Below are 22,174 nucleotides of genomic sequence, written 5' to 3' on the forward strand. Positions count from 1 at the left end.
TGGCTACTTCGCCTGCTCGATGTCGGTGTCGATCTGCTTCGCGGTCTTCTCCAGCCCCTCCTGGAGGTTCTTCACCTTCCCGGACTCGTACTGGTAGCCGAAGTCCTGGAGCGTCGTCTGGTACGTCGAGCCGTTGACGGACGCCGGGGGCGTGTTGGAGTCCGGGTGCCGGGCGATGTCCAGGAACGTCCTGAAGCCGGGGTCCGCCTTCAGGTCCGGCGACTTCAGCGCCGCGAAGGTGGACGGCACGTTGTGGATGGCGTTGGCGAAGGAGACCACGGCCTCGGTGTCCGTCGTCAGGTACTTCACCAGCTCCCAGGCCGCGTTCTGCTTCTCGCTCTGCGGGGCGATGCCGATGATCGTGCCGGAGAGGAAGCCCTTGCCGTACTCGTCGACCTCGTCGTCCGCGACGGGCAGGGGCGCGGTGCCGATCTCGAAGTCCACACCGGCCGCCTCGGCCATTCCGAGCCGCCACTCGCCGTCCAGCTGCATGGCCACCTGGCCGGTCTGGAAGGGGTGCTTGGCGCCCCACTCGTCACCGAAGGTGTTCCGGTACCGCTCCAGCTTCTTGAAGCCGCCGAGGGAGTCGACGAGGCCCTTCTGGAACGTGAACATCTGCGCGAACGCCGGGTCCTTGGCGATGTTCGACTTGCCGTCCGCGTCGAAGTACGCGTGGTCCCACTGGGACATGTAGTGGTCCACGACCGTCTCGTAGCCGTGGTAGTTCGGCATGAAGCCGAGCTGGGCGTAGCCGTCGCCCTTGGGCTTCGTCAGCTTCTCGGCGTCCTTCGCGAACTCCGACCACGTCTTCGGCGGGGACGTGATGCCCGCCTTCTCGAACGCGTCCTTGTTGTAGTAGAGGCCGTACGCGTCCCCGAGCAGCGGCAGGGCGCAGCGGACGCCGTCGAACTGCGTGTAGTCCAGCATCGGCTTCGGGATGATCTTGTCGAGGTCGAGCTTCGACTTCTCGATGAACGGCTTCAGGTCGAGGAACGCGCCGGACGAGCAGAACTTGCCGACGTTGGACGTGGTGAACGACGACACCACGTCCGGCCCGTTCGAACCGCCCGCCCGCAGCGCCTGGTTGAGCTTGTCGTCGTTGATGTTCCCGACGACCTTCACGGTGATGTTCGGGTGCGCCTTCTCGAACCGGTCCACGTTCGCCCGGATCGCCTCGACCTCGGCGGGCGCGCTCCAGCCGTGCCAGAAGGTGATGGTGGTCTTGGCGTCGGGGTCGTCGTTCGCACCGGCCGAGGACTGCCCGGTGCAGGCGGTGGCGAGCAGGGCGAGGGAGGCGGTGGCGGCGAGAGCGATCGCCGCGTTCTTGGATATTCCGGACATGGAGGGGCCTCCTGAGAAAGGAGTGGGCGAAGGGGAGGGAGGAGAGGCGAGAGAGGGGGGGAGGAGAGGGGTGGGCCGGGAAGTGGTGAAGGGGTGCGGCCCCCAGCAGGCGAACTGCCTCGGAGCCGGCCGGGAGTCGGGCGGCCTCAGGGCCCGCCCCCCGTCGTCCCGGGGGCTCGGAGCCCGCCCCCCCAGTCGTCCCGGGGCCTCGGAGCCCGCCCGTAGCTGTCGCGCGGTCTCGGGGCCGGCGGATTCAGCGGAGCGTCAACGTGTCGAAGACCTCGTCGCGCGTGGTGGCGAGCGCGCTCTCCAACGCCCCCCGCAGCACGGGGCGTTCGAGCACGTCACCGAGGACGAGCCGGGGCCGGGACGCGGCGAGTTCGCCCAGCTCGGCCTGGACGAGGGCCCGCAACGGCTCCCCGCCCGAGGTGAGCGCCGAGCCGCTCAGCACGATCAGCTCGGGATCGAGGACGGACACCAGCGAGGCCAGTCCGGTCGCGACGCTCGTGGCGTACGTGGCCAGGAGGCGCCGGTGCGGACCGGAGTTCACATCGGCGGCCCGTCCCACGAGGTCGGCCGCGACCTCGGCGTACGGCCCGTCCGGCACCGGGGTGATGCCCAGCTCCCGGGCGAGCCGGGGGATGACCTGCGAACCGGCGAGCTCCTGGAAGCCCCCGCTGTTCGCCTTGGTGACATGGCGGACCAGCGGCACCCCGGGGACGGGCAGGAAGCCGACCTCCCCGGCGCCCCCGGTGAAGCCCCGGTGCAGTCGCCCGCCGAGGACGACCGCGGCGCCGATGCCGCCCTCGTTCCACAGCAGGACGAAGTCGTCGTGGCCCTTGGCCGCGCCCAGCCGCTGTTCGGCGAGGGCGACGAGGTTCACGTCGTTCTCGTACTCGACCGGCATCGGCAGCGCGGCGGCGATGTCGTCGAGCAGCGCGGGGGAGTGCCAGCCGGGCAGGTGCGAGGCGTAGCGCAGCCGGCCCGTGGTGGGGTCGAACGCGCCGGGGGTGCCGATGACCAGCCGTCGGACGTCGGAGCGTACGAGCCCGGCGGCCTTGACCGCCCCGTCGAGCGCGGCGGCGACCTGGCGGGCGACGGGCTCGGCGGGGCGCCGTCCGGGGGTGGGGACGGCGTGCTCGCCGACCGTGCGGCCGGTGATGTCGGCGACGGCGGCGAGAACGCGCTCGGGGGTGACGTCGAGGCCGGCGGCGTACGCGGCGGTCGGGTCGACCGCGTACAGCTGGGCGTTGGGGCCGGGCCGCCCCGCGCCGGAGCCGCTGCCGCCGGGACCGTCGGTGTCGGTGCCGGTGGCGATGACGAGCCCGGCGGCCTCCAGCCGGGCGAGGAGCTGCGAGGCGGTCGGCTTCGACAGCCCGGTGAGCTTCCCTATCCGGGTCCGGGACAGCGGCCCGTGCTCCAGCAGCAGGTCGAGCGCGGCGCGGTCGTTCATGGCGCGCAGTACGCGAGGGGTTCCAGCCATGGGGAGCGTCACCGCCGAACTATTAGGAAGGTTTCCTATCGGATGTCAGGAAGATAGGACTAGACCAGGGGTGAGTCAATACGGGTCGGATGAAAAAGCCCCCGGGCGACGGAGTCGTTACCCGGGGGCGGTGCCCGCGATGGGGGAGGGGTGTTACCTGACGTCGACGGAGTCGCCGGCGGACGTCTTGGCCGCGGTCGTCGACGTACCCGCGAACGTGTAGCGGTACGAGCCGTCCTTGGTGGCCTTCACGGTGGTGGAGAGGGCGCCGCCGGTGCCGGAGGTCACCGTCTTCACGTCGGCGTAGGCGGTCGCGCCCTTCACCCTGAACTGGAGCGTCACCTTCTGGTCCCGGTAGCCCGAGTAGCTTCCGGTCGCCCAGTTCGCGCGGGTCAGTGCGCCCTTGACCGTCAGGGTCCTGCCCTTGACGACCTGTTCCGGGGCGGCGTTCACGGTGAGCTTCGCGGCCCGCTGGAGCTTGGCGGTGCCGAGGTCACCCCAGACGTCGAAGCCGTTCTCGAAGCTGATGTGGCCGTCGGAGTCGTCCTCGTCGACGGACGTGTGGCCGTAGACGGCGGCCACCTTCCAGGTGGTGGCGTCCGCGGCGCTCATCAGGCTCTCGCGCGGGTCCACGGTGACCTTCGTCGCGCAGGACTGCGTCACCGTGGTGTCCGTCGTCGCCGTGGTGGTGCAGACGGGCCGCCTCGGGGAGCCGTCCAGGCCGTTCGAAGGGCTCGCGAGTCGGCCCCGGTACAGGGCGATGGCCAGGACGTCCCTCTTGTAGTCGATGACGAGGTCCGACGGGCGGGTGACGCTGTACGTGACCGGGACGGTCACCGCGTCCTTGACGCCGACCACGATGGGCTTGCCGTTGTTCACCGTGACGGCGCCGAAGCTCAGGTTCGGAGAGTCGGCCAGCGCGGAGGGCGCGGCGAGGCCGGTGAGAGCCAGGGCGCCGGAGACGACGGCACCTATGGCGAGCTTTCGCATGAATTCCCCACATTCGAAACGGGCCCCCGGGCGTTGCGCTCCAGAACAAGGGCCCGCCGTTGGGGTGACATTAAACGATCAACGACGTGCGGGGAATGCGGGGCAGTTGTGAAAGCGGTGACAAAACGCCAGGTCGGATGGATGTGAGCGTTCTGGATGGGGCGTCCGGCAGTCATGCCGCCGGACGCCCCTCGGCCGAGTGTCCGGCGGGGGCGTCCGGTGGGGGTGTCCGGCGATGCGAAGGCCCGGACCGTCAGGCGGAGATGCCGTCGATCCGGGCCAGAGCGTCGTCCGCGCCGTACGGCTGGAGGTAGGGCAGCCAGCGCGGGTCCCTATGGCCGGTCCCGATGATGCGCCAGGCCAGACCGGTGGGCGGAGCGGGTTTGTGGCGGAGCCGCCAGCCGATCTCGACCAGGTGACGGTCGGCCTTGACGTGATTGCAACGACGGCACGACGCGACGACGTTGTCCCAGACGTGCTTGCCCCCGCGGCTGCGCGGGATGACGTGGTCGACGCTGGTTGCGACGCCACCGCAGTACATGCACCGGCCCCCGTCACGCGCGAACAGCGCCCGACGGGTCAGAGGAACGGGCCCCCGATAGGGAACCCGGACGAATCGCTTGAGCCGGACCACGCTGGGTGCGGGGACTGTGACGGTCGCGCTGTGCATGAAGGCGCCCGATTCCTCCAGGGAGACGGCCTTGTTCTCCAGGACGAGGACGAGCGCGCGGCGGAGCGGTACGACGCCGAGCGGCTCGTACGACGCGTTGAGGACCAGGACATGCGGCACGGATGCCTCCTTGTACGCCGGCGGCGCGTGGCTCGCGCCGTGGACGATCCGTAGTCAGTCTCCCCTCAGGCCTGGTGGAAGCGCCACCATGTCCCGGTAACGGGCTGGGAGTGTTTTCGACCACACCTTGATTCATCCCCCGCCGCGTGCGCCCTTCACTCCCTGGTGAGCGCCCTGTCTCCCTCGAACATCACTACGACCTCCACGCAATGCCCCGTTAGTGTGGTGGGTCTGCCCCTCCGGTGACCTTTCCGTGACCTGATCGATCTTGACCGCCGTACCGGGGGGCGGATAACGCACCTGGAGGTACCCGCCGTGTCGCCCGTTTCGTCCCTGCCCCTCCTACTGGCCGCCGCGTCGCCGTCGCCGTCGCCCTCGGAGACGCCGACGACGCCCGCGGTGCCCACCCTGGAGGACGCTCAGGAGAGCGCGACCAACGCCGCCAGCTGGGTGGAGGAGAACTGGTCCACATGGCTGGCCATCGGTCTGCGCGTGCTGCTGATCCTGGTGATCGCGGCGGTGCTGAGAGTGGTGGTCCGGCGGGCGATCACCAAGCTCATCGACCGGATGAACCGCTCCGTGCCGGCCACCGAGGGCTCCACCCTCGGCGGGCTGCTGGTCAACGTCGAGCGCCGCCGCCAGCGCTCCCAGGCCATCGGCTCGGTGCTGCGCTCCGTGGCGTCCTTCCTGATCCTCGGCACGGCCGCCCTGATGGTCCTCGCCACGTTCGAGATCAACCTCGCCCCGCTGCTGGCCTCCGCCGGTGTCGCGGGCGTCGCGATCGGTTTCGGCGCCCGGAACCTGGTCACGGACTTCCTCTCCGGTGTCTTCATGATCCTGGAGGACCAGTACGGCGTCGGTGACACCGTCGACGCGGGCGTCGCCTCCGGCGAGGTCATCGAGGTCGGTCTGCGCGTGACCAAGCTCCGCGGCGACCAGGGCGAGATCTGGTACGTCCGCAACGGCGAGGTCAAGCGCATCGGCAACCTCTCCCAGGGCTGGGCCACCGCCGGGGTCGACGTCACCGTCCGTGCCGACGAGGACCTCGACCGGGTCCGCCGCACGCTCGCGGAGGTCGGCGAGACGATGAGCAAGGAAGAGCCCTGGAACGAGCTGCTGTGGGGCCCGATCGAGGTCCTCGGCCTGGACGACGTGCTGCTGGAGTCGATGGTCGTCCGCGTCTCCGCCAAGACCATGCCCGGCAAGGCCCTCACCATCGAGCGTGAGCTGCGCTGGCGCATCAAGAAGGCCTTCGACGCCGCCGACATCCGCATCGTCGGGGGCATACCCACGCAGCCCGACGGCCCGGCCGACGATCCCGCCGCCGCCGTCTCGCCCCCGTCGGTGTACGCCAACTCGACCTCCCCGCAGTCGGAGCGGGCCACGCCGATCACCCCGTCGGGCGTGCCGACGAAGTAGAGCGCGCGGCGTGTGGCGGGCGCCCGGCGCGCCCGCCCGGCTACGGCAGTGGGGGCGCCCGGAGAGATCCGGGCGCCCCCACTGCTTTCCCGCGCTCAGGGAGGACCCCCGTACACCCCGGAGCGCGGGCGAGCGGCCGGGCCGTGTGCGCCGCGGCCACCCCTTCGCTACGCGTACCGCAGCTCGCCCGGCCGCACCGTCCGGCGCAGCAGGGGCAGGGACGTGGCCGCCGCCAGCAGACAGGCGCCGAACACCACGACGGGGACAAGCAGGGCGCCGAACGGCAGGACCGACGACCCGGCCATGGCCATGGCGTAGGCGAAGGCGATGCCCGTGCCGCCGGCCCCGGCCAGCAGCAGCGACGGCACCAGGGGCAGGGCCGTCTCCAGAAGCAGCGCGCGCCCCAGCACCTCGTACGGCACCCCGGCGGCGACCTGGGCGGCGAGGCCCCGGCGGCGTGTGGCGAGCGACTCGGCGGTGCCGACGGCCAGCGCGGCGAAGGTGATGGCGAAGCCGACGACGATCGCGGTGGCGGTCAGGTCCAGACCGGCGACGTAGAAGTCGGCGCGATCAACCAGGTAGTCGTACTTCGCGATGTTCGCGAGCAGCGTGGCCCGTACCCCGATGAACCCGCTGCCGACGACGGTCCCCATGAGGACGGCCGCGTGGGTGCGGGCCGCCGCCCAGGGGTCCTGGCGGAGCCGCTCGGCGGCGATCAGGACCGCCGGGTTCCCCGCGCGGCCGGCGAGCACCTTGCCGGTGAGCTTCGCGACCGCGCCCGACAGCAGGACCGCGCCCGCGCCCACCACCAGCAGCACGGCGAACAACGTCAGCGGTCCCGAGTTGAAGGTGCTGTCCGGCATGTCCATGTAGGTGGTGGCGACGGCGACCAGCGCCACGAGCACCAGAAGTGCCATCGCCCCCAGGAACACCCACCGCGGACCCCGGCCCGTCCTCGGCCCCACCCGCCGGACCCAGCCCAGCGGGGAGGCCACCACACGGCGCAGCGCCAGCACGCTCACCAGCGCGCCCAGGGCGGGCACCCCCAGCGACACCAGGGCGATGCCCGCCCAGGCCAGGGCGGAAGGGCTTCGCCACTCGCGCAGCAGCGACAGCACGAAGAAGACGGTGACGACCAGCGAGCCGAGCAGACAGGCGATCCCGGCCTCCAGCGCCGCGATCCGGCGCACCTGCCCCACCGACGCCCCGGCCAGTCGCAGCCCGGCCAGCCGTCGGTCCCGGTGCACGGCGCCCACCCGGGCACACTGGCCGAGGAACCCGAGCACCGGGACCAGCAGGAGCAGCAGGGTCAGGATCACCCCGGAACGCTGGCCGGGGTTGTCCAGCAGCCCCTCGGCCACCGGAACCCGGTAGCGCCCCTGGAGGGAGGCCAGCACGGCCGCCGACAGCCCGATCCCCGTCGCCAGCGCGGCCCCCAGCGCCGTCAGGGTCACCCGCCACCACTCCCGGCGGTCCGAGCCCCGGGTCAGCAGGAAGGCGAGACGGAGATCGTTCGCGAGGGTGCTCAACGCGACACCCCCAGCGGCGCCCCGGCCCCGGAGACCACGACGCCGTCCTCCAGCGTGACCTCGCGGTCCGCATACGCCGCGGTCTGCGCGTCGTGCGTGATCAGCAGCACCGACGTACCGGCCTCCCTGGCCGTGTGCACCAGCGCCGCCATCACCTGCTCGCTCGCGAGCGAGTCCAGCGCCCCGGTCGGTTCGTCCGCGAAGACCACCCTCGGCCCCGTCACCAGGGCCCGCGCCAGCGCCACCCGCTGGGCCTGGCCGCCGCTCAGCTCGCCGGGCCGCTGCTCCTCCTGGCCGCGGACGCCGAACCGCTCCAGCCACTCACCGGCCCGCGCCCGCGCCTCGCCGCGGCCGGTACCGGCCAGCAGCAGCGGCAGCGCCACGTTGTCGACGGCGGTCAGCTCCGGGATCAGCTGCCCGAACTGGAAGACCACCCCGAAGTCGGTCCGGCGCAGCGCGCTGAGCCGCTTCTCGGGCAGCTGGTCCAGCCGCTCGCCGGCGTACGTCACCGATCCCTCGTCCGGCCGCGCCATACCCGCCAGGCAGTGCAGCAACGTGGACTTGCCGCTGCCGCTGGCCCCGGTGACGGCGAGGATCTCGCCCTCACGCAGCTCCAGCGAGGCGCCCCGCAGCGCCCGCGTCCTGCCGTGCGCCTTCACGAGGCCGCGGGCCGCGAGGAGCGGCAGGGGCCCCGGGTGGTTCTCGCTCATGCTGGGTCGACCTCCGCGGTCAGGTTGGTCAGCCGGGCCGCCGTGGTGTTCATCCAGCGGAGGTCGGCGTCGAGATGGTTGAGGGCGTAGTCCGCCGAGAGCACGGTCGAGAGATCGGCCCCCCGCGCGGTCTTCAGGGCCGTCAGCTCCCGCATCCGGTCCATGTGGGCGGCGCGCTGCGCCCGGAGGTAGGCGGCCGGGTCGCCGTCGGCGAGGATCGACACGACGAGCTTGGCGAAGATCTCGTTCGTCACGAACGGCGCGGGCGGCGCGATCGCACCGGCCCACTCGGCCAGCTCGCGCGCTCCCTCGTCCGTCGAGCGGTACACGGTCCGCTCCGGGCCGCTGTCCGCCTCGGTGGCGTCGACCTCGGCGAGTCCGTCGCGGACCAGCCGCTGGAGGGTCGTGTAGACCTGGCCGTAGGCCAGCGGGCGGGCCTGAGGGAAGCGTTCGTCGTGCCGTCGCTTGAGGTCGTAGCCATGGCTCGGCCCCCTGGCGAGCAGCCCCAACAGGATGTGACGGGTGCTCATGGAGATAAGTATGCACTGAGTACATGTACTGAGTGAATAGTGGTCGGCGGTCAGATCGGACCCTGCCCCCGTCAGCCCGCCCGGCGTGAGCCGGGCCACGATCTCCGCCCCACCACGTCTGCGGCGGCGTCCACGGGGTAGGGCTGGAGTACCCCGGACCCGCACATCCACCGTCGTACGACGACAAGGAGGCCCCCGTGGCCGCACCGGTACACCTTCCGACCCAGGCCGCCCGCTCCAAACGCGTCCTCGAGCCCCACCGGCTCGTCGAACCCCATGTGTGCGTGTTCAGCGCGGAGGGTCCCTGCGCCGAGGCGCCGCTCACCAGCGAGCCCCCGCTCCCGGACGCCGAGCCCCTCACCAGCGAGCCGCCCCTCGCGGACGCGGCACCCCTGACCAGCGAACCCACGTCCAACGGCGCCGCATCGGGGGTCTAGATGCCACCACGCCCGGCCGACCCGGGAGAACCACCACCGTCCGGCGCCCCCGCGGAGCCGTCGGACACGACCCCGCTGGCGCGGCTCGCCGCGTCGTACGGGGTCGCCACCTCCTACCGCCCGTCCCCGGACCGTACGGTCGCCGCCGCGGACGGCGCGGTCGTCGCCGCCCTCGCGGCGCTGGACGTGGACGCCGGCACACCCCAGGCGGTCGACGCGGCCCTCGCGGCCCGCGAACGGCAGCTGGCCGCCCGGCTGCTGCCGCCGACGCTGGTGCACTGGGGCGGCGGCGAACCACCCGCCGCCCTGACCGCCCTCCCGGACGGCACCCGGCTGCGCGTGCGGACGGAGCAGGGCGAGACCGTCGCCACCGACCGGGCCGGCCTGCCCGCCACCGTCCAGGACCTGCCGGCCGGGGTGCACACCCTCGGCGCCACCACCCCGGACGGCCGCACCGCCGACGCCCACCTCGTCGTCGCCCCACCCCGCCTCCCCGCCCCTCCGGGCCGCACCTACGGCCTCCTCGTCCAGCTCTACTCCCTGCTCTCCCGCCGCAGCTGGGGCATGGGCGACCTCGGTGACCTCGCCGAACTCACCTCCTGGGCCGGCCGCGCCCTCGGCGCAGGATTCGTCCAGGTCAACCCGCTGCACGCGGCCGTACCCGGCGCCCCCACCGACCCCTCCCCGTACCGCCCCTCCTCGCGCCGCTACCCCGACCCGGTCCACCTGCGCGTCGAGGACATCCCCGAGTACCCCTACGCCCTCGCCGCCGACGACGCCGAGGGCGACGGCGGCTTCCTCCGCACCCTCCCGGAGCGGGCGGCGCGGCTGCGTGAGTCCGTGCTCGACAAGGGCGAGCTGATCGACCGCGACGCCGTGTGGGAACTCAAACGGCAGGCCCTGGAACGGGTGCGTGCCGTCCCGCTCGGTCCGGGACGACTGGCCGCCTACTGGGACTTCCTCGCCGAGGAGGGCGAGGCACTGGAGGACCACGCCACCTGGTGCGCCCTCGCGGAGGTGTACGGCTCCGACTGGCACCGGTGGCCCGCGGGCCTGCGCGACCCGCGCTCCGCGGAGACCGCCCGGGCCCGCGCCGAGCTGATGGACCGCGTCGACTTCCACACCCGGCTCGCCTGGCTGACCGACGCGCAGCTCGGCACCGCCCAGCGCTCCGCGCGCGACGCCGGCATGCCCATCGGCCTGGTGCACGACCTCGCCGTCGGCGTCCACCCCGGCGGGGCCGACGCCTGGGCCCAGCAGCGGTACGTCGCGGCCGGCATGTCCATCGGCGCGCCCCCCGACACGTTCAACTCCCGCGGCCAGGACTGGGGCCTGCCGCCCTGGCGCCCCGACCGTCTCGCCGAGTCCGGCTACGCCCCCTACCGCCGCCTCCTGCGCGCCCTCCTGCGCCACGCGGGCGCCTTGCGCATCGACCACGTCATGGGCCTGTTCCGCCTGTGGTGGGTCCCGCAGGGCCGGCCGCCGACGGAGGGCACATACGTCCGCTACGACGCCGACGCCATGCTCGCGATCCTCGTCCTGGAGGCGGCCCGCGCCGGTGCACTGGTGATCGGCGAGGACCTCGGCACCGTCGAGCCGGGCGTACGGGAGGCGCTCGACGAGCGGGGCGTGCTGGGCACGTCCGTGCTGTGGTTCGAGCGGGACTGGGAGGGCGGCGGACGCCCCCTGCCGCCCGAGCGGTGGCGGACGAACTGCCTGGCCACGGCCACCACGCACGACCTCCCGTCGACCGCCTCCCGACTCACCGGGGACCATGTCGACCTCCGCCACCGGCTCGGTCTGCTGACCCGCCCCCTGGCCGAGGAGCGGGCCGAGGCCGCCGCCGACGCGAGTGAGTGGCTGGCGGTCCTGCGGAGGCTGGGCCTGCTGAACGGGGCGAGCGGGGGCCTGTCGGCGGTCTCCGAGGAGGCCGAGATCCAGGCCGTCCACCGCTTCCTGCTGCGGACCCCGGCCCGGATGATCGGCCTGTGGCTCCCCGACGCGGTGGGGGACCGGCGGCCGCAGAACCTGCCCGGCACGTGGGACCAGTACCCGAACTGGCGCCTGCCGATCGCTGACGCGGGGGGCCGGCCGGTGACCCTGGAGGACCTGGCGGCGTCCCCCCGGCTGCGGGCGCTGGTGGACGTGCTGCGCAGAGGGGAGGGCCAGGACGCCTGGTAGCTCGGGGGCGCGCTGTCAGGATGAAGGGCGGGCCGCAGGCCCGTTCCGTCAGGGGCGCGGGGAACTGCGCGAGGAACCACGACGCACCCGCACCCGCCGACGCACCCCCACCCCACCCCACCCCACCCCCCGCCCGCGCACTCCTCCGCCTCGTTAGATACGTTGGCCCCGTGGACAAGAAGAACGCCCTGCGCGCCGGCGCCCTGGCCGCCGGTACGACGCTGATGATGCTGCTCATGTCGTCCCCCGCGCTCGCGCTGACGCCCGACGACGGAGACGACCCGGGTCCGGGCCTCAGTGTGATCGAGACGCTCGGCCTCTTCGTCGTGGCGCCGATCGGCCTGTTCGCGCTGATCGCCGGCCTGGTGATGGTCCTGGACCGGTCGACGGACCGCGAGCCCAAGGCCAAGGCGAAGGCCTGACCGCCCCCCACTGACGACGTTCCGCCGAGGGCACCCTCCGCACACCCGTGCGCCGAGGGTGCCCTCGTCGTGTTTCCCGGCGTTCCCCCGGTCGGGGGAACGCCCGGCGCGTCAGGAGCCCGTGCCCACCACGAGTGTGCGTAGCAGGTCGGCCAGTTGGCCGGCCTGTTCCTCGTCCAGGTGGGCGAGCGCCTCCGTCTGGACGGCGAGCCCCGCGGACACGGCCTCGTCGATCACCCGCAGACCCTCGTCGGTGAGGGTGACCTGGAGGGCGCGGCGGTCGTGCGGGTCGGGTGAACGGCGCAGCAGACCCGCCCGTTCGAGCTTGTCGAGGCGGCCGGTCATCCCGCCGGTGGTGAGCATGAGCGTCCCCGACAGCTGACGGGGTGAGAGGGTGTACGGCTCGCCGGACCGGCGCAGGGTGGCGAGCACGTCGAACTCGCCGCGCGAGATCCCGAACCGCCCGTAGGTCTTCTCCATGCGGTCGCCGAGCGTGCGGGACAGCCGGTAGACGCGCCCGAAGACCTCCATCGCGGTGGTGTCGAGGTCGGGGCGGACGGCCGCCCACTGCTCGACGATCGCGTCGACGGGGTCGCGCGGGGACATCTCGGGCTCGGGGCGCACTGTCATGGGTCGAGTATCCGACGCGCGTCGGTCGGTCGCAAGAAAGTAGCTTGACGGAAAGTTGCTTAGCGCTAAGCTAATGGCAAGCAAGTGAATCGGGGTGGCGGGCATCAACCGCCGTCGCTTCACCTCGACCCTCCCTGCCGTCCCCACCCCACCGAGCGCGAAGGGCGCGTCCCATGACCGCGAACCGTCTGCCCCTCATAGCCCTGACCGCCCTCGCGCCCATCTCCTGGGGCACGACCTACGCCGTCACCACCGAGTTCCTGCCGGCCGACCGGCCCCTGTTCACCGGGCTGATGCGGGCGCTCCCCGCCGGGCTGCTCCTCCTGGCGCTCTCCCGGACGCTGCCGCGCGGCGCCTGGTGGGGCAAGGCGGCGGTGCTGGGCGCGCTGAACATCGGCGCCTTCTTCCCGCTGCTGTTCCTCTCCGCGTACCGGCTGCCCGGCGGAATGGCGGCGGTCGTCGGCTCGGTGGGGCCGCTGTTCGTCGCGGGACTCGCGGCCCTGCTGCTGGGTGAGCGGCCGACCGTGCGGACCCTGCTCACCGGGATCGCCGCGGCGCTCGGCGTCAGCCTGGTCGTGCTGAAGACGGCCGGGGCGCTCGACACGATCGGTGTGCTCGCGGCGCTCGGCTCGACCGCCTCCATGTCGACCGGTGTGGTCCTCACCAAGCGGTGGGGCCGCCCCGAGGGGGTGGGCCCGCTCGCGCTCACCGGCTGGCAGCTGACCGCCGGCGGTCTGCTCATCACGCCGATCGCCCTCCTCGTGGAGGGCGCGCCGCCCGCGCTGGACGGCCGTGCCGTCGGCGGCTACCTCTACCTCGCCCTCGCCAACACCGCCGTCTCCTACTGGCTCTGGTTCCGCGGCATCGGCCGCCTCTCCGCCACCCAGGTCACCTTCCTCGGCCCCCTCTCCCCGCTGACCGCCGCCGTCATCGGCTGGGCCGCCCTCGGCCAGGCCCTCACGCCCCTCCAGCTCCTCGGGATGGCCATCGCGTTCGCCGCGACCGTGTTCGGCCAGCTCCAGCCGCGCGGCGCCCGGCGGCCGGAGAAGGCGGCCGGGCCCGGTGACCGCCCGGCCCCGCTGGTCCGGGACACCACCCGAACGGCCTGAGGCGGGACCGACGCACGACAGGGGCGCCCGGTGGAGACCACCGGGCGCCCCTGCTTGTCGTACGACCGGCCGCTCGTCGCGCGGCCGGGGAGCGCGTCCCGCGCCGGACTACTCCGCCGAGGCCGCCGCCGCGTCCGCGGCCTGGGCCTTCAGGGCCCGCTCGACACCCGAGCGGGACTCGGAGACCAGACGGCGCAGGGCCGCGTTGGGCTCGGCCGAGGTGAGCCAGGCGTCCGTCTTGCGGAGCGTCTCCTCGGAGACCTGGACCGTCGGGTAGAGGCCGATGGCGACCTGCTGGGCGATCTCGTGGGAACGGGACTCCCAGATGCCCTTCACGACCTCGAAGTACTTGTCCGTGTACGCGGCGAGCAGTTCGCGCTGGTCCGTCTGGACGAAGCCGCCGATGACCGCCTCCTGGAGGGCGTTCGGAAGCTTGTCCGACTCGATGACCTGGGACCAGGCCTCGGCCTTGGCCTCCGGGGTCGGGCGGGAGGCACGGGCCGAGGTGGCGTGACGCTCACCGGCCGCCGTCTTGTCGCGCTCGTACTCGCCGGCGATCTCCGCCTCGTCGTAGCGGCCCACCGCCGCGAGCCGCTGGACGAACGACCAGCGCAGCTCGGTGTCGACGGCCAGCCCCTCGATCGTCTGCGTCCCCTCCAGCAGCGCCTCCAGCAGGTCCAGCTGCTCGGGGGTGCGGGCGGTCGCGGCGAACGCGCGGGCCCAGGCGAGCTGGTGGTCGGAGGCCGGCTCCGCGGCCCGCAGGTGGGCGAGGGTCGCGTCCGTCCAGCGGGTCAGCAGCGCCTCACGGCCGGCCGGGTCCGCGTACAGGTCGATCGCGAGCTTCACCTGGCGGTGCAGCGACTGGACGACACCGATGTCCGACTCCTTGCCGATGCCGGACAGCACCAGGGACAGGTAGTCGCGGGCGGCGAGTTCGGCGTCGCGGGTCATGTCCCAGGCCGAGGCCCAGCACAGGGCGCGGGGGAGGGAGGACGCGAAGTCGCCGAGGTGCTCGGTGACGAAGGCGAGGGACTGCTCGTCCAGGCGCACCTTGGCGTACGACAGGTCGTCGTCGTTGAGGAGGACGACCGCCGGGCGGCGCTTGCCCACCAGCTGCGGCACGGCGGTCAGTTCGCCGTCCACGTCCAGCTCGACGCGCTCGTCGCGGACCAGCTTGCCGCTGTCCTCGTCGCGCTCGTACAGGCCGACCGCGATGCGGTGCGGGCGCAGCGTCGGCTCGCCCTTCGCGCCGACGGGCAGCGCGGGCGCCTCCTGGCGGATCGCGAAGGAGGTGACGACACCGTGCTCGTCGGTCTCGATCTCGGGGCGCAGGACGTTGATGCCCGCGGTCTCCAGCCACTGCTTCGACCAGGTCTTCAGGTCGCGGCCGGAGGTCTCCTCCAGGGCGCCCAGCAGGTCCGACAGGCGCGTGTTGCCGTACGCGTGGCGCTTGAAGTACGCCTGCACACCCCGGAAGAACTCGTCCTCGCCGACGTACGAGACGAGCTGCTTCAGCACGGACGCGCCCTTGGCGTACGTGATGCCGTCGAAGTTGACGAGGACGTCGTCCAGGTCGCGGATCTCCGCCATGATCGGGTGCGTGGACGGCAGCTGGTCCTGCCGGTACGCCCAGGTCTTCATGGAGTTGGCGAAGGACGTCCACGCGTGCGGCCAGCGCGACTCGGGGTGGGCCGCCTGGCAGGCGATCGACGTGTACGTGGCGAACGACTCGTTCAGCCACAGGTCGTTCCACCACTCCATCGTCACGAGGTCGCCGAACCACATGTGGGCCAGCTCGTGCAGGATGGTCTCGGCGCGCATCTCGTACGCCGCGTCCGTCACCTTCGACCGGAACACGTACTGGTCGCGGATGGTCACCGCGCCCGCGTTCTCCATCGCGCCCGCGTTGAACTCGGGCACGAACAGCTGGTCGTACTTCTGGAACGGGTACGCGTAGTCGAACTTCTCCTGGAACCACTCGAAGCCCTGCCGGGTCACGTCGAAGATGTGGTCGGAGTCGAGGTACTCGGCCAGCGACGGACGGCAGTAGATGCCCAGCGGCACGCTCTGCCCGTCCTTCTCGTACACGCTGTGCACCGAGTGGTACGGGCCGACGATCAGCGCCGTGATGTACGTGGAGATCCGGGGCGTCGGCTCGAAGACCCAGACGTCGTCCTTGGGCTCCGGCGTCGGCGAGTTGGAGATGACGGTCCAGCCGGTCGGCGCCTTCACGGTGAACTGGAAGGTGGCCTTCAGGTCCGGCTGCTCGAAGCTCGCGAACACCCGGCGGGCGTCCGGGACCTCGAACTGGGTGTACAGGTACGCCTGGTCGTCGACCGGGTCGACGAACCGGTGCAGACCCTCACCCGTGTTGGTGTACGCGCAGTCCGCCGCGACCCGCAGGACGTTGCGGCCCTCCAGCAGGCCGGGCAGCGTGATCCGGGAGTCCGCGAAGACCTCCGCCGGGTCGAGCGCGTCACCGTTCAGGGTCACCTCGTGGACCGCCGGGGCCACCAGGTCGATGAAGGTCTCGGTGCCGCCCCGGGCGGCGTCGAAGCGCACCGTGGTCACGGACCGGTAGGTGCCGCCCTCCTGCGCGCCGGTGAGGTCGAGTTCGATCTCGTACGAGTCAACGCTGAGCAGCTCCGCCCGCTGCTGAGCCTCTTCGCGGGTCAGGTTTGTGCCAGGCACGCGGTCATCTCCTCGTTATGTGTGGGTTGGGTCATCCTTCCACGGGCCGACGGCAGACACAGCTGGAGCAGGAGTACACGGAGGCCTTCACACGGGGCGAACGATTCGGTCGAGCGGAACAACCGGGGCGTCCTGCCGGGCGCGGTGAAGGGCGCCCACCACAGTCCGGCGGGCGCCCTTCACCTCACTCGTGTCCGCGTCGGTTAAGCGCTCAGCTCCGCCGCCACCAGCTCGGCGATCTGGACGGCGTTCAGCGCGGCGCCCTTGCGCAGGTTGTCGTTGGAGACGAACAGGGCGAGGCCGTGGTCGACGGTCTCGTCGGCGCGGATGCGGCCCACGTAGGACGGGTCCTGTCCGGCGGCCTGGAGGGGGGTCGGGATGTCGGAGAGGGCGACACCCGGCGCGCCGGCGAGCAGCTCGGTCGCGCGCTCCACGGAGATCGGACGCGCGAAGCGGGCGTTGACCTGGAGGGAGTGCCCGGAGAACACCGGGACGCGGACGCAGGTACCGGAGACCTTGAGGCCGGGGATCTCCAGGATCTTGCGGGACTCGTGGCGGAGCTTCTGCTCCTCGTCCGTCTCGTGCAGACCGTCGTCGACGATCGAACCCGCGAGCGGGAGCACGTTGAAGGCGATGGGCCGCTTGTAGACGCCGGGCTCGGGGAAGTCGACCGCCGCGCCGTCGTGGGTCAGCTTGTCCGCGTCGGCGACGACCTTCTGGACCTGGCCGTGCAGCTCGGCGACGCCCGCGAGACCGGAGCCGGACACCGCCTGGTAGGTGGCGACGACCAGCGCCTCCAGGCCCGCCTCCTCGTGCAGCGGACGCAGGACCGGCATGGCGGCCATCGTCGTGCAGTTCGGGTTGGCGATGATGCCCTTGGGGCGGTCGGCGATCGCGTGCGGGTTCACCTCGGAGACCACCAGGGGCACCTCGGGGTCGCGGCGCCACGCGGAGGAGTTGTCGATCACGACCGCGCCCTGGGAGGCCACCTTCTCGGCCAGCGCGCGGGAGGTCGCGCCACCGGCGGAGAAGAGCACGATGTCGAGACCGGAGTAGTCGGCGGTCGCCGCGTCCTCGACGGTCACGCCGTCGATGACCGAACCGGCCGAGCGGGCGGAGGCGAACAGACGCAGCTCGTCCGTCGGGAAGTTCCGCTCCTTGAGGATCCTGCGCATGACCGTGCCGACCTGACCGGTGGCTCCGACGATTCCGACCCTCACGGTGACTCCTTTTACGTGGCTTGTCTGTGTCTGCTGCATGACCGAGGCGTTTCCATCATGCGGTGAGTCCCGGTCCGCCTGTCCAATTCTTTGCCCCCGGCGCTCGGGGAATGGGACGCGCGAGACGGCGACACCGCGCCCGGTTCTTCGGCCGCCACCCCGTCTGAGCTGGAGATATTCGCCCTGCGGGGGCTCGGTGCCGCAAGCTGTGCTGCCTCCCCCCTGCCCGCCGGCACCAGGTGCACGCGAAGGTGTGACGTACGCCTCTGCGGGTCGGCCGGAAAGTCATGGACGGGCCCGAACGTTTCGGCCCGGCCCGGCGTCGTAGGGGAAACGCGGGAGGGGAGGGGTGGCTGTGCTGCGCAGAAAGGCGCGCCGCGTCCAGGAGGTGGACGATCCGCTGCGGGTGCCCGGCGCCCCGTCGGTCATGGGGGCCACGAGCGGCGGGGGTGAACCGCCGGCCGCCGTGACGGGCCCGGCGGCAGCGGGCGACACGGGGGTGGATCCGCTGGACGCGGCCCAGGAGCGGCGGGTGCGCGCGGTGCTCGCTCTCGGCGGAGTCCCGCAGTCGGACCTGCCGGACGGGGTGCAGCAGGTACGGCTGCGGCTGCTGGAGCGGGCCGCGAGCGGCCGGGAGGCACCGCGGGACGTGTCCGCGTGGGCGGCGGTGGTCGCCTCCAACCTGGCGATGGACTGGCACCGCGCCAAGCGCCGCCAGGAGCGCCTCGGGGAGCGCCTGGCCTCGCTGCGCCAGCTGGAGCACCCCTCCGGCGAGGACTCCAGCGTGCTCTCGCTCGCCGTCACCCGCGGCCTGGACGAGCTGCCCGACGCCCAGCGTCAGGTCGTCGTCCTGCGTTTCTACGCCGACCTGCCGGTCCGGGACATCGCGGGCGAGCTCGGTATCCCCGAGGGCACGGTCAAGAGCAGGCTCCACTCAGCGGTCCGCGCCCTGCGCGCCCGCCTGCACGAGGACGAGGTGGTGTGACATGGCCGCCCGGGACAACAACCGGCACGACACCGAACCCGACGACATCGTGTTCGAGGCCGCTTCCGCGACCGAGAGCGGCTCGGCGGAGGGTGGCTCGGCGGAGGGTGGCTCGGTCGAGGGCGGGCCGGCCGGGCCGCCTCCGGTCCGGAGCGCCGACGCCGAGGAAGCAGTGCGTGAGGGAGCGGTGCGCGAGGGGTCTGTGCGCGAGGGGTCTGTGCGCGAGGGGGCAGCGCGCGAGGGAGCCGCCTTCGAGGGCGACGCCGAGTTCGAGGAAGCCGTGTTCGAGGGTGCCGAGTACGGAGGGATGGACGCCCTGATGGCCGCGCTCCTGGACGAGCCGCTGCCGGAGGAGGCGCTCGCCGACGGCGAGTTCATGGCCGCGCGGCGGGCGGCGGCCGCCGACGTGCTGCTGCTGCGGGAGCAGCTGGGGCTGATCGGCGACGCCCTGGCCGGGGCCGACACCGGTGCGGGCGAATCGGAGGCGGAAGCCGGCGCACCGCCGGGGCGACCCGTGGCCGCGCGGCCGGGGGACGCGGCCGGGGCCGAGACGGTCACCGGGCGCCGGCCCGCGCCCGAGACGGCCCCCGTCGCGCCGGTGAGGCCCCTGCCGACGCGGCCGGCCCGCCCCCGCGGTCGTCGCCGGGCGCTGACCGTCGCCTTCGGCACGCTCGCCGCGGCTGCGGCCGCCACCGTCGTCGTGGGTCTCGGTGTGGTCGTCGTCCAGTCGGGCGCCGGGGGCTCGGCGGACAGTTCCAACAGCGCCGACAGCAAGCAGCAGGACAGCGGGAGCCTGCACGACGGATCGAAGGGCAGCACGGGCAGCGGGATCCCCGACACGCAGGCCAGTCCCGAGAGCTACGACGTCGCCTGCGCCCGCCTGATCGTGGAGGGCACCGTCGTCTCCGTCGAACCCGTACCCGGCACCGAGCGGGACCGCGTCACCCTCGACGTGGACCGCTACTACAAGCCGGACCGGGGCCAGAAGGAGATCGTCTTCCCGCTGGCCCAGGACATCGAACCGCAGGTGAAGAAGGGCGACCGCGCCCTCGTCGGCATCCCACGCGACGGCGCCGAACCGGACCTGTGGACCACCGACCCGTCCGGCATCGCCAGCCGGCGAGCCTGGATCGAGACCGCGGTGCCGGAGGCGGAGGGCGAGACGTGTGAGTGAGGAGGGCCCGGGGGCGGTCGTCACCACAGGCCGACCCCGGGGCACCGCGACGCCCGACGCCTGCCCGTGGGAGGGACGCTCGTCCCGGCCGACGTACACCCCCCGCTGATGTGTCCGCACACGCATACGGCCCGCCGGGGAAACCGGCGGGCCGTATTCCGGCGGGCCTGAGCGGCAGCGGCACCGCCGGGCACCCCGGGGTCGGGTCGTCCGATCCCAGGGTGCTCTCGAGCCTGGGGCGCGACGTGGGTGACCGGCGGTCAGGTCAGTCCTGGTCGTCCCAGGTCCAGGTCTCCTTGTGGCCGGGGACGACCACACCGGGCTGCACGCCGCCCTTGTCCGGCTTGGCGGGCACGACGATCTCCGTCACGGCGTCGTCGGCGGCCAGCCGCGCGCCCGCCGGGGCGCCGACAGCGGTGCCGAGGACGAGGGCCGCCGCCGCGGAACCCAGACCGAGGAGGGCGAGGACGCCGATGCGCCGGGAGCGCGTCGAGGAATGCACAACCGTTCCTCTTTCGTGAGGGGTTACAGGTGAGGGCCCTGTGAAGGGCCATGACCGATCATGGATGATCACGGTCCGAAACGCAGGTGCCCACGATGGCCGCTTGCGGCCATGGCCGGACAGGGCCACCGCGACCGCGATTAGTTCTCGGCGGAGGGATCCCGGCGGCGACGCCACAGCCGGTCCCGCCGTACGGCTGACGCCACAGCCGGTCCCGCCGTACGGCTGACGCCACAGCCGGCCCCGTCGGACGGCTGAGGCTACAGCCAGCCCCGCCGTACCGCCTCCGCGCCCGCCTCGAACCGGCTCTGCGCGTCCAGCCGCTTCATCAGGTCCGACATCAGCCGTCTGATCGTACGCACCGACAGCCCCAGCTTGCGGGCGATCCCCTGGTCGGTCATCCCCTCGGACAGCAGCTTCAGCAGGACCCGGTCGCGTTCGCTCGCCCCGTCGCCCACCGCGGCCGGCGCCTCCGCGCCCAGGGGCACGCCCTGCGCCCAGACCAGCTCGAACAGCTCGGCGAGGGCCTGTACGACGCCCTGGTAGCGGACGACGAGCGCGCCCTGGCGGCTGTCCTCGGCGTTCACCGGCACGACCGCGACCTCACGGTCGCAGATGATCATCCGCATCGGAAGCGCGGGCACGGTGCGCACTTGTCCGCCCATGGAGGTGAGCCAGGTCGCGTAGTCGGAGGTGGGCTGGTCGTTGCGGACGCTGTCGAGGTAGACGGAGCGCATCCGCACGCCCCGGTCGAAGGACTCCTGGTCCAGGGGGCGGGCCGACTCCAGGCCGGCCGCGCTCACGGCGCCGCCCGGTGTGAAGGTGCAGACCTCCTGCACCGCGTCCCGCGACAGCTGCTCCAGCCGGGTGCGGACCGCGTTCACACCGACCAGGTGCTCCGCGCCCCCGGTGTGCCGCAGCCCCAACGCCGCGTATTCCTTGGTGAATTCGGCGACCACCGCCTGATGCCGGGACAGATGGGCGCGCTCGGCGTCGAGTTGGGCCTCACGGCGGCGCAGTACCGGTCCCAGGATCGTCTCGGGGTTCATCGGCAGGTACGTCGTGTCCGTGACGGGACTCAGCAGGGAGAGGTCGGAGAGCCGGTCCACGGCCGCCCGTACCTCGTCCTCGGTGAGGCCCGTGTGCCGCCCGACGTCGTGGAGGGTCCAGGACGGGTTGGTGAGCAGACTCCGGTAGACGCTGACGGCCTCGGTGTCCGCTTCCAGGAATTCGTCCAGCACAGTCGGCCCTTTCGCCTCCCCACCCCCTCTTGCCCCGGACGGGAATCCTAGTTCGGTCCGTGGTGATTTCGCGGTGGATCTGGGGTCTTGTGGCGAAGGCTACAGGGCAGGCACGACAGTGCCATGGCGCATTGCGGCCACCCCGTTCCCCTGGTGTTCGCAAGGGGCCCCGGCTGAAGATCGAAGGGCGCGACGCACCGATGTGCGGCGGCCCGTCCAACGGGGGGACGGGCCGTCGCGCCGACCGCCCCCCGTCGCCAGGGGGCGGGTGCCACGTGGGGAGCACCCGCCCCTTCCCCGCATCCGTTGAGTAACGTCTCCTCATGCGCGAGGACTTGCGGGTGGCGGCCTACGCCGTATGCGTACGGGACGGACAGATGCTGCTGGCCCGCTGGGTCGCCCGGGACGGCACCAAGCGCTGGACCCTCCCCGGTGGCGGCATGGACCACGGTGAGGATCCCTACGACACCGTCATCCGCGAGGCCGACGAGGAGACCGGCTACACCGTCGAGCCGACCGCCCTCCTCGGCGTCGACTCCGTCACCGAGGACCGCTCCCGACGCCTGGCCTCCCGCGCCGCCTTCCACAGCCTCCGCCTCGTCTACGAGGCCCGCGTGACGGGCGGCTCCCTGCGCCACGAGACCAACGGCTCGACGGACATGGCCGCGTGGCACCCCTTGGAGGAGGTCCCCGCCCTGGAGCGCGTCGGCCTCGTGGACGTGGGCCTGACTCTGTGGCGCCGACGCCCGCCCCACGGCCACCTGGAACCGCCGGACACCGTCTAGGGCGT

20 protein-coding genes are annotated in these 22,174 nt (G+C 72.6%); 8 read left to right on the forward strand and 12 right to left on the reverse strand.

Features of this window, described 5'->3' with window-relative positions; all coding sequences use genetic code 11:
• Positions 1 to 3: 3 nt before the first annotated feature.
• From SMA5143A_RS18420 to SMA5143A_RS18435, 4 genes are all read right to left on the reverse strand, one after another.
• A complete protein-coding gene (locus SMA5143A_RS18420; protein ID WP_107464006.1) occupies positions 4 to 1,341 on the reverse strand; it encodes an ABC transporter substrate-binding protein in 1,338 nt (445 codons plus the stop codon).
• Between the two features lie 253 nt (positions 1,342 to 1,594).
• The gene (locus SMA5143A_RS18425) at positions 1,595 to 2,824 is read right to left on the reverse strand and encodes an ROK family transcriptional regulator (protein WP_107464007.1); all 1,230 of its coding nucleotides are present in this window, start codon (positions 2,822 to 2,824) and stop codon (positions 1,595 to 1,597) included.
• Positions 2,825 to 2,977: 153 nt separating this feature from the next.
• Positions 2,978 to 3,814: a hypothetical protein gene (locus SMA5143A_RS18430; RefSeq protein WP_107464008.1), complete on the reverse strand. Its 837-nt coding sequence runs from the start codon at positions 3,812 to 3,814 to the stop codon at positions 2,978 to 2,980.
• A 253-nt stretch (positions 3,815 to 4,067) separates the two neighbouring features.
• Positions 4,068 to 4,604, reverse strand: coding sequence for an HNH endonuclease (locus SMA5143A_RS18435; RefSeq protein ID WP_055538384.1), 537 nt, complete (start codon positions 4,602 to 4,604; stop codon positions 4,068 to 4,070).
• Positions 4,605 to 4,919: 315 nt separating this feature from the next.
• On the opposite strand from SMA5143A_RS18435, the gene SMA5143A_RS18440 reads away from it, so the two are divergent.
• Positions 4,920 to 6,023, forward strand: coding sequence for a mechanosensitive ion channel family protein (locus SMA5143A_RS18440; protein ID WP_107464009.1), 1,104 nt, complete (start codon positions 4,920 to 4,922; stop codon positions 6,021 to 6,023).
• Positions 6,024 to 6,190: 167 nt separating this feature from the next.
• Here the strand turns inward: SMA5143A_RS18440 and SMA5143A_RS18445 are convergent, their stop codons facing one another.
• From SMA5143A_RS18445 to SMA5143A_RS18455, 3 genes are read right to left on the reverse strand one after another with little or no spacing between them, the layout of a single operon-like run.
• On the reverse strand, positions 6,191 to 7,552 hold the full coding sequence (locus SMA5143A_RS18445; protein WP_107464010.1) for a hypothetical protein: 1,362 nt from the start codon (positions 7,550 to 7,552) through the stop codon (positions 6,191 to 6,193).
• Positions 7,549 to 8,262, reverse strand: coding sequence for an ABC transporter ATP-binding protein (locus SMA5143A_RS18450; RefSeq protein WP_107464011.1), 714 nt, complete (start codon positions 8,260 to 8,262; stop codon positions 7,549 to 7,551). Before SMA5143A_RS18450 ends, SMA5143A_RS18445 begins: the two co-directional genes overlap by 4 nt.
• On the reverse strand, positions 8,259 to 8,792 hold the full coding sequence (locus tag SMA5143A_RS18455; RefSeq protein ID WP_107464012.1) for a PadR family transcriptional regulator: 534 nt from the start codon (positions 8,790 to 8,792) through the stop codon (positions 8,259 to 8,261). The genes SMA5143A_RS18450 and SMA5143A_RS18455 overlap by 4 nt, the downstream gene beginning before the upstream one ends.
• Before the next feature lie 197 nt (positions 8,793 to 8,989).
• Here SMA5143A_RS18455 and SMA5143A_RS18460 point away from each other — a divergent pair, with 197 nt between their 5' ends.
• The 3 genes from SMA5143A_RS18460 (at position 8,990) to SMA5143A_RS18470 (ending at position 11,832) form a co-directional block, all read left to right on the forward strand.
• Complete coding sequence (locus tag SMA5143A_RS18460) at positions 8,990 to 9,229, forward strand: hypothetical protein (RefSeq protein ID WP_107464013.1); 240 nt, start codon at positions 8,990 to 8,992, stop codon at positions 9,227 to 9,229.
• On the forward strand, positions 9,230 to 11,410 hold the full coding sequence (gene malQ / locus SMA5143A_RS18465) for a 4-alpha-glucanotransferase (protein ID WP_107464014.1): 2,181 nt from the start codon (positions 9,230 to 9,232) through the stop codon (positions 11,408 to 11,410). It abuts the gene before it with no gap.
• Between the two features lie 170 nt (positions 11,411 to 11,580).
• Positions 11,581 to 11,832, forward strand: a complete 252-nt coding sequence (locus SMA5143A_RS18470; RefSeq protein ID WP_099964556.1) for a hypothetical protein — start codon at positions 11,581 to 11,583, stop codon at positions 11,830 to 11,832.
• A 111-nt stretch (positions 11,833 to 11,943) separates the two neighbouring features.
• Here the strand turns inward: SMA5143A_RS18470 and SMA5143A_RS18475 are convergent, their stop codons facing one another.
• The gene (locus SMA5143A_RS18475; protein WP_055712550.1) at positions 11,944 to 12,462 is read right to left on the reverse strand and encodes a MarR family winged helix-turn-helix transcriptional regulator; all 519 of its coding nucleotides are present in this window, start codon (positions 12,460 to 12,462) and stop codon (positions 11,944 to 11,946) included.
• 173 nt (positions 12,463 to 12,635) lie between these two features.
• On the opposite strand from SMA5143A_RS18475, the gene SMA5143A_RS18480 reads away from it, so the two are divergent.
• Positions 12,636 to 13,571, forward strand: coding sequence for an EamA family transporter (locus SMA5143A_RS18480; RefSeq protein WP_107464015.1), 936 nt, complete (start codon positions 12,636 to 12,638; stop codon positions 13,569 to 13,571).
• Positions 13,572 to 13,679: 108 nt separating this feature from the next.
• Here SMA5143A_RS18480 and pepN read toward each other — a convergent pair whose 3' ends face one another.
• A complete protein-coding gene (pepN, locus tag SMA5143A_RS18485; protein ID WP_107464016.1) occupies positions 13,680 to 16,262 on the reverse strand; it encodes an aminopeptidase N in 2,583 nt (860 codons plus the stop codon).
• A 203-nt stretch (positions 16,263 to 16,465) separates the two neighbouring features.
• On the reverse strand, positions 16,466 to 17,482 hold the full coding sequence (locus SMA5143A_RS18490) for an aspartate-semialdehyde dehydrogenase (RefSeq protein WP_107464017.1): 1,017 nt from the start codon (positions 17,480 to 17,482) through the stop codon (positions 16,466 to 16,468).
• Between the two features lie 355 nt (positions 17,483 to 17,837).
• On the opposite strand from SMA5143A_RS18490, the gene SMA5143A_RS18495 reads away from it, so the two are divergent.
• Positions 17,838 to 18,467 carry an RNA polymerase sigma factor gene (locus SMA5143A_RS18495; RefSeq protein WP_258193598.1) on the forward strand — a complete coding sequence of 210 codons (630 nt, stop codon included), beginning with the start codon at positions 17,838 to 17,840 and terminating at the stop codon, positions 18,465 to 18,467.
• Position 18,468: 1 nt separating this feature from the next.
• Entirely contained in the window at positions 18,469 to 19,641 is a 1,173-nt protein-coding gene (locus SMA5143A_RS18500) for a hypothetical protein (RefSeq protein ID WP_146193915.1), read from the forward strand.
• Between the two features lie 265 nt (positions 19,642 to 19,906).
• On the opposite strand, the gene SMA5143A_RS18505 is transcribed toward SMA5143A_RS18500, so the two are convergent.
• Both SMA5143A_RS18505 and SMA5143A_RS18510 read right to left on the reverse strand, forming a co-directional pair.
• A complete protein-coding gene (locus SMA5143A_RS18505; RefSeq protein ID WP_107464018.1) occupies positions 19,907 to 20,143 on the reverse strand; it encodes a hypothetical protein in 237 nt (78 codons plus the stop codon).
• Between the two features lie 260 nt (positions 20,144 to 20,403).
• Entirely contained in the window at positions 20,404 to 21,384 is a 981-nt protein-coding gene (locus SMA5143A_RS18510) for a LuxR C-terminal-related transcriptional regulator (protein WP_099964548.1), read from the reverse strand.
• A gap of 323 nt (positions 21,385 to 21,707) precedes the next feature.
• Here SMA5143A_RS18510 and SMA5143A_RS18515 point away from each other — a divergent pair, with 323 nt between their 5' ends.
• The gene (locus SMA5143A_RS18515; RefSeq protein ID WP_107464019.1) at positions 21,708 to 22,169 is read left to right on the forward strand and encodes an NUDIX hydrolase; all 462 of its coding nucleotides are present in this window, start codon (positions 21,708 to 21,710) and stop codon (positions 22,167 to 22,169) included.
• Positions 22,170 to 22,174: the final 5 nt, after the last annotated feature.

Source organism: Streptomyces sp. MA5143a (genome assembly GCF_900290235.1).
Classification (GTDB): domain Bacteria; phylum Actinomycetota; class Actinomycetes; order Streptomycetales; family Streptomycetaceae; genus Streptomyces.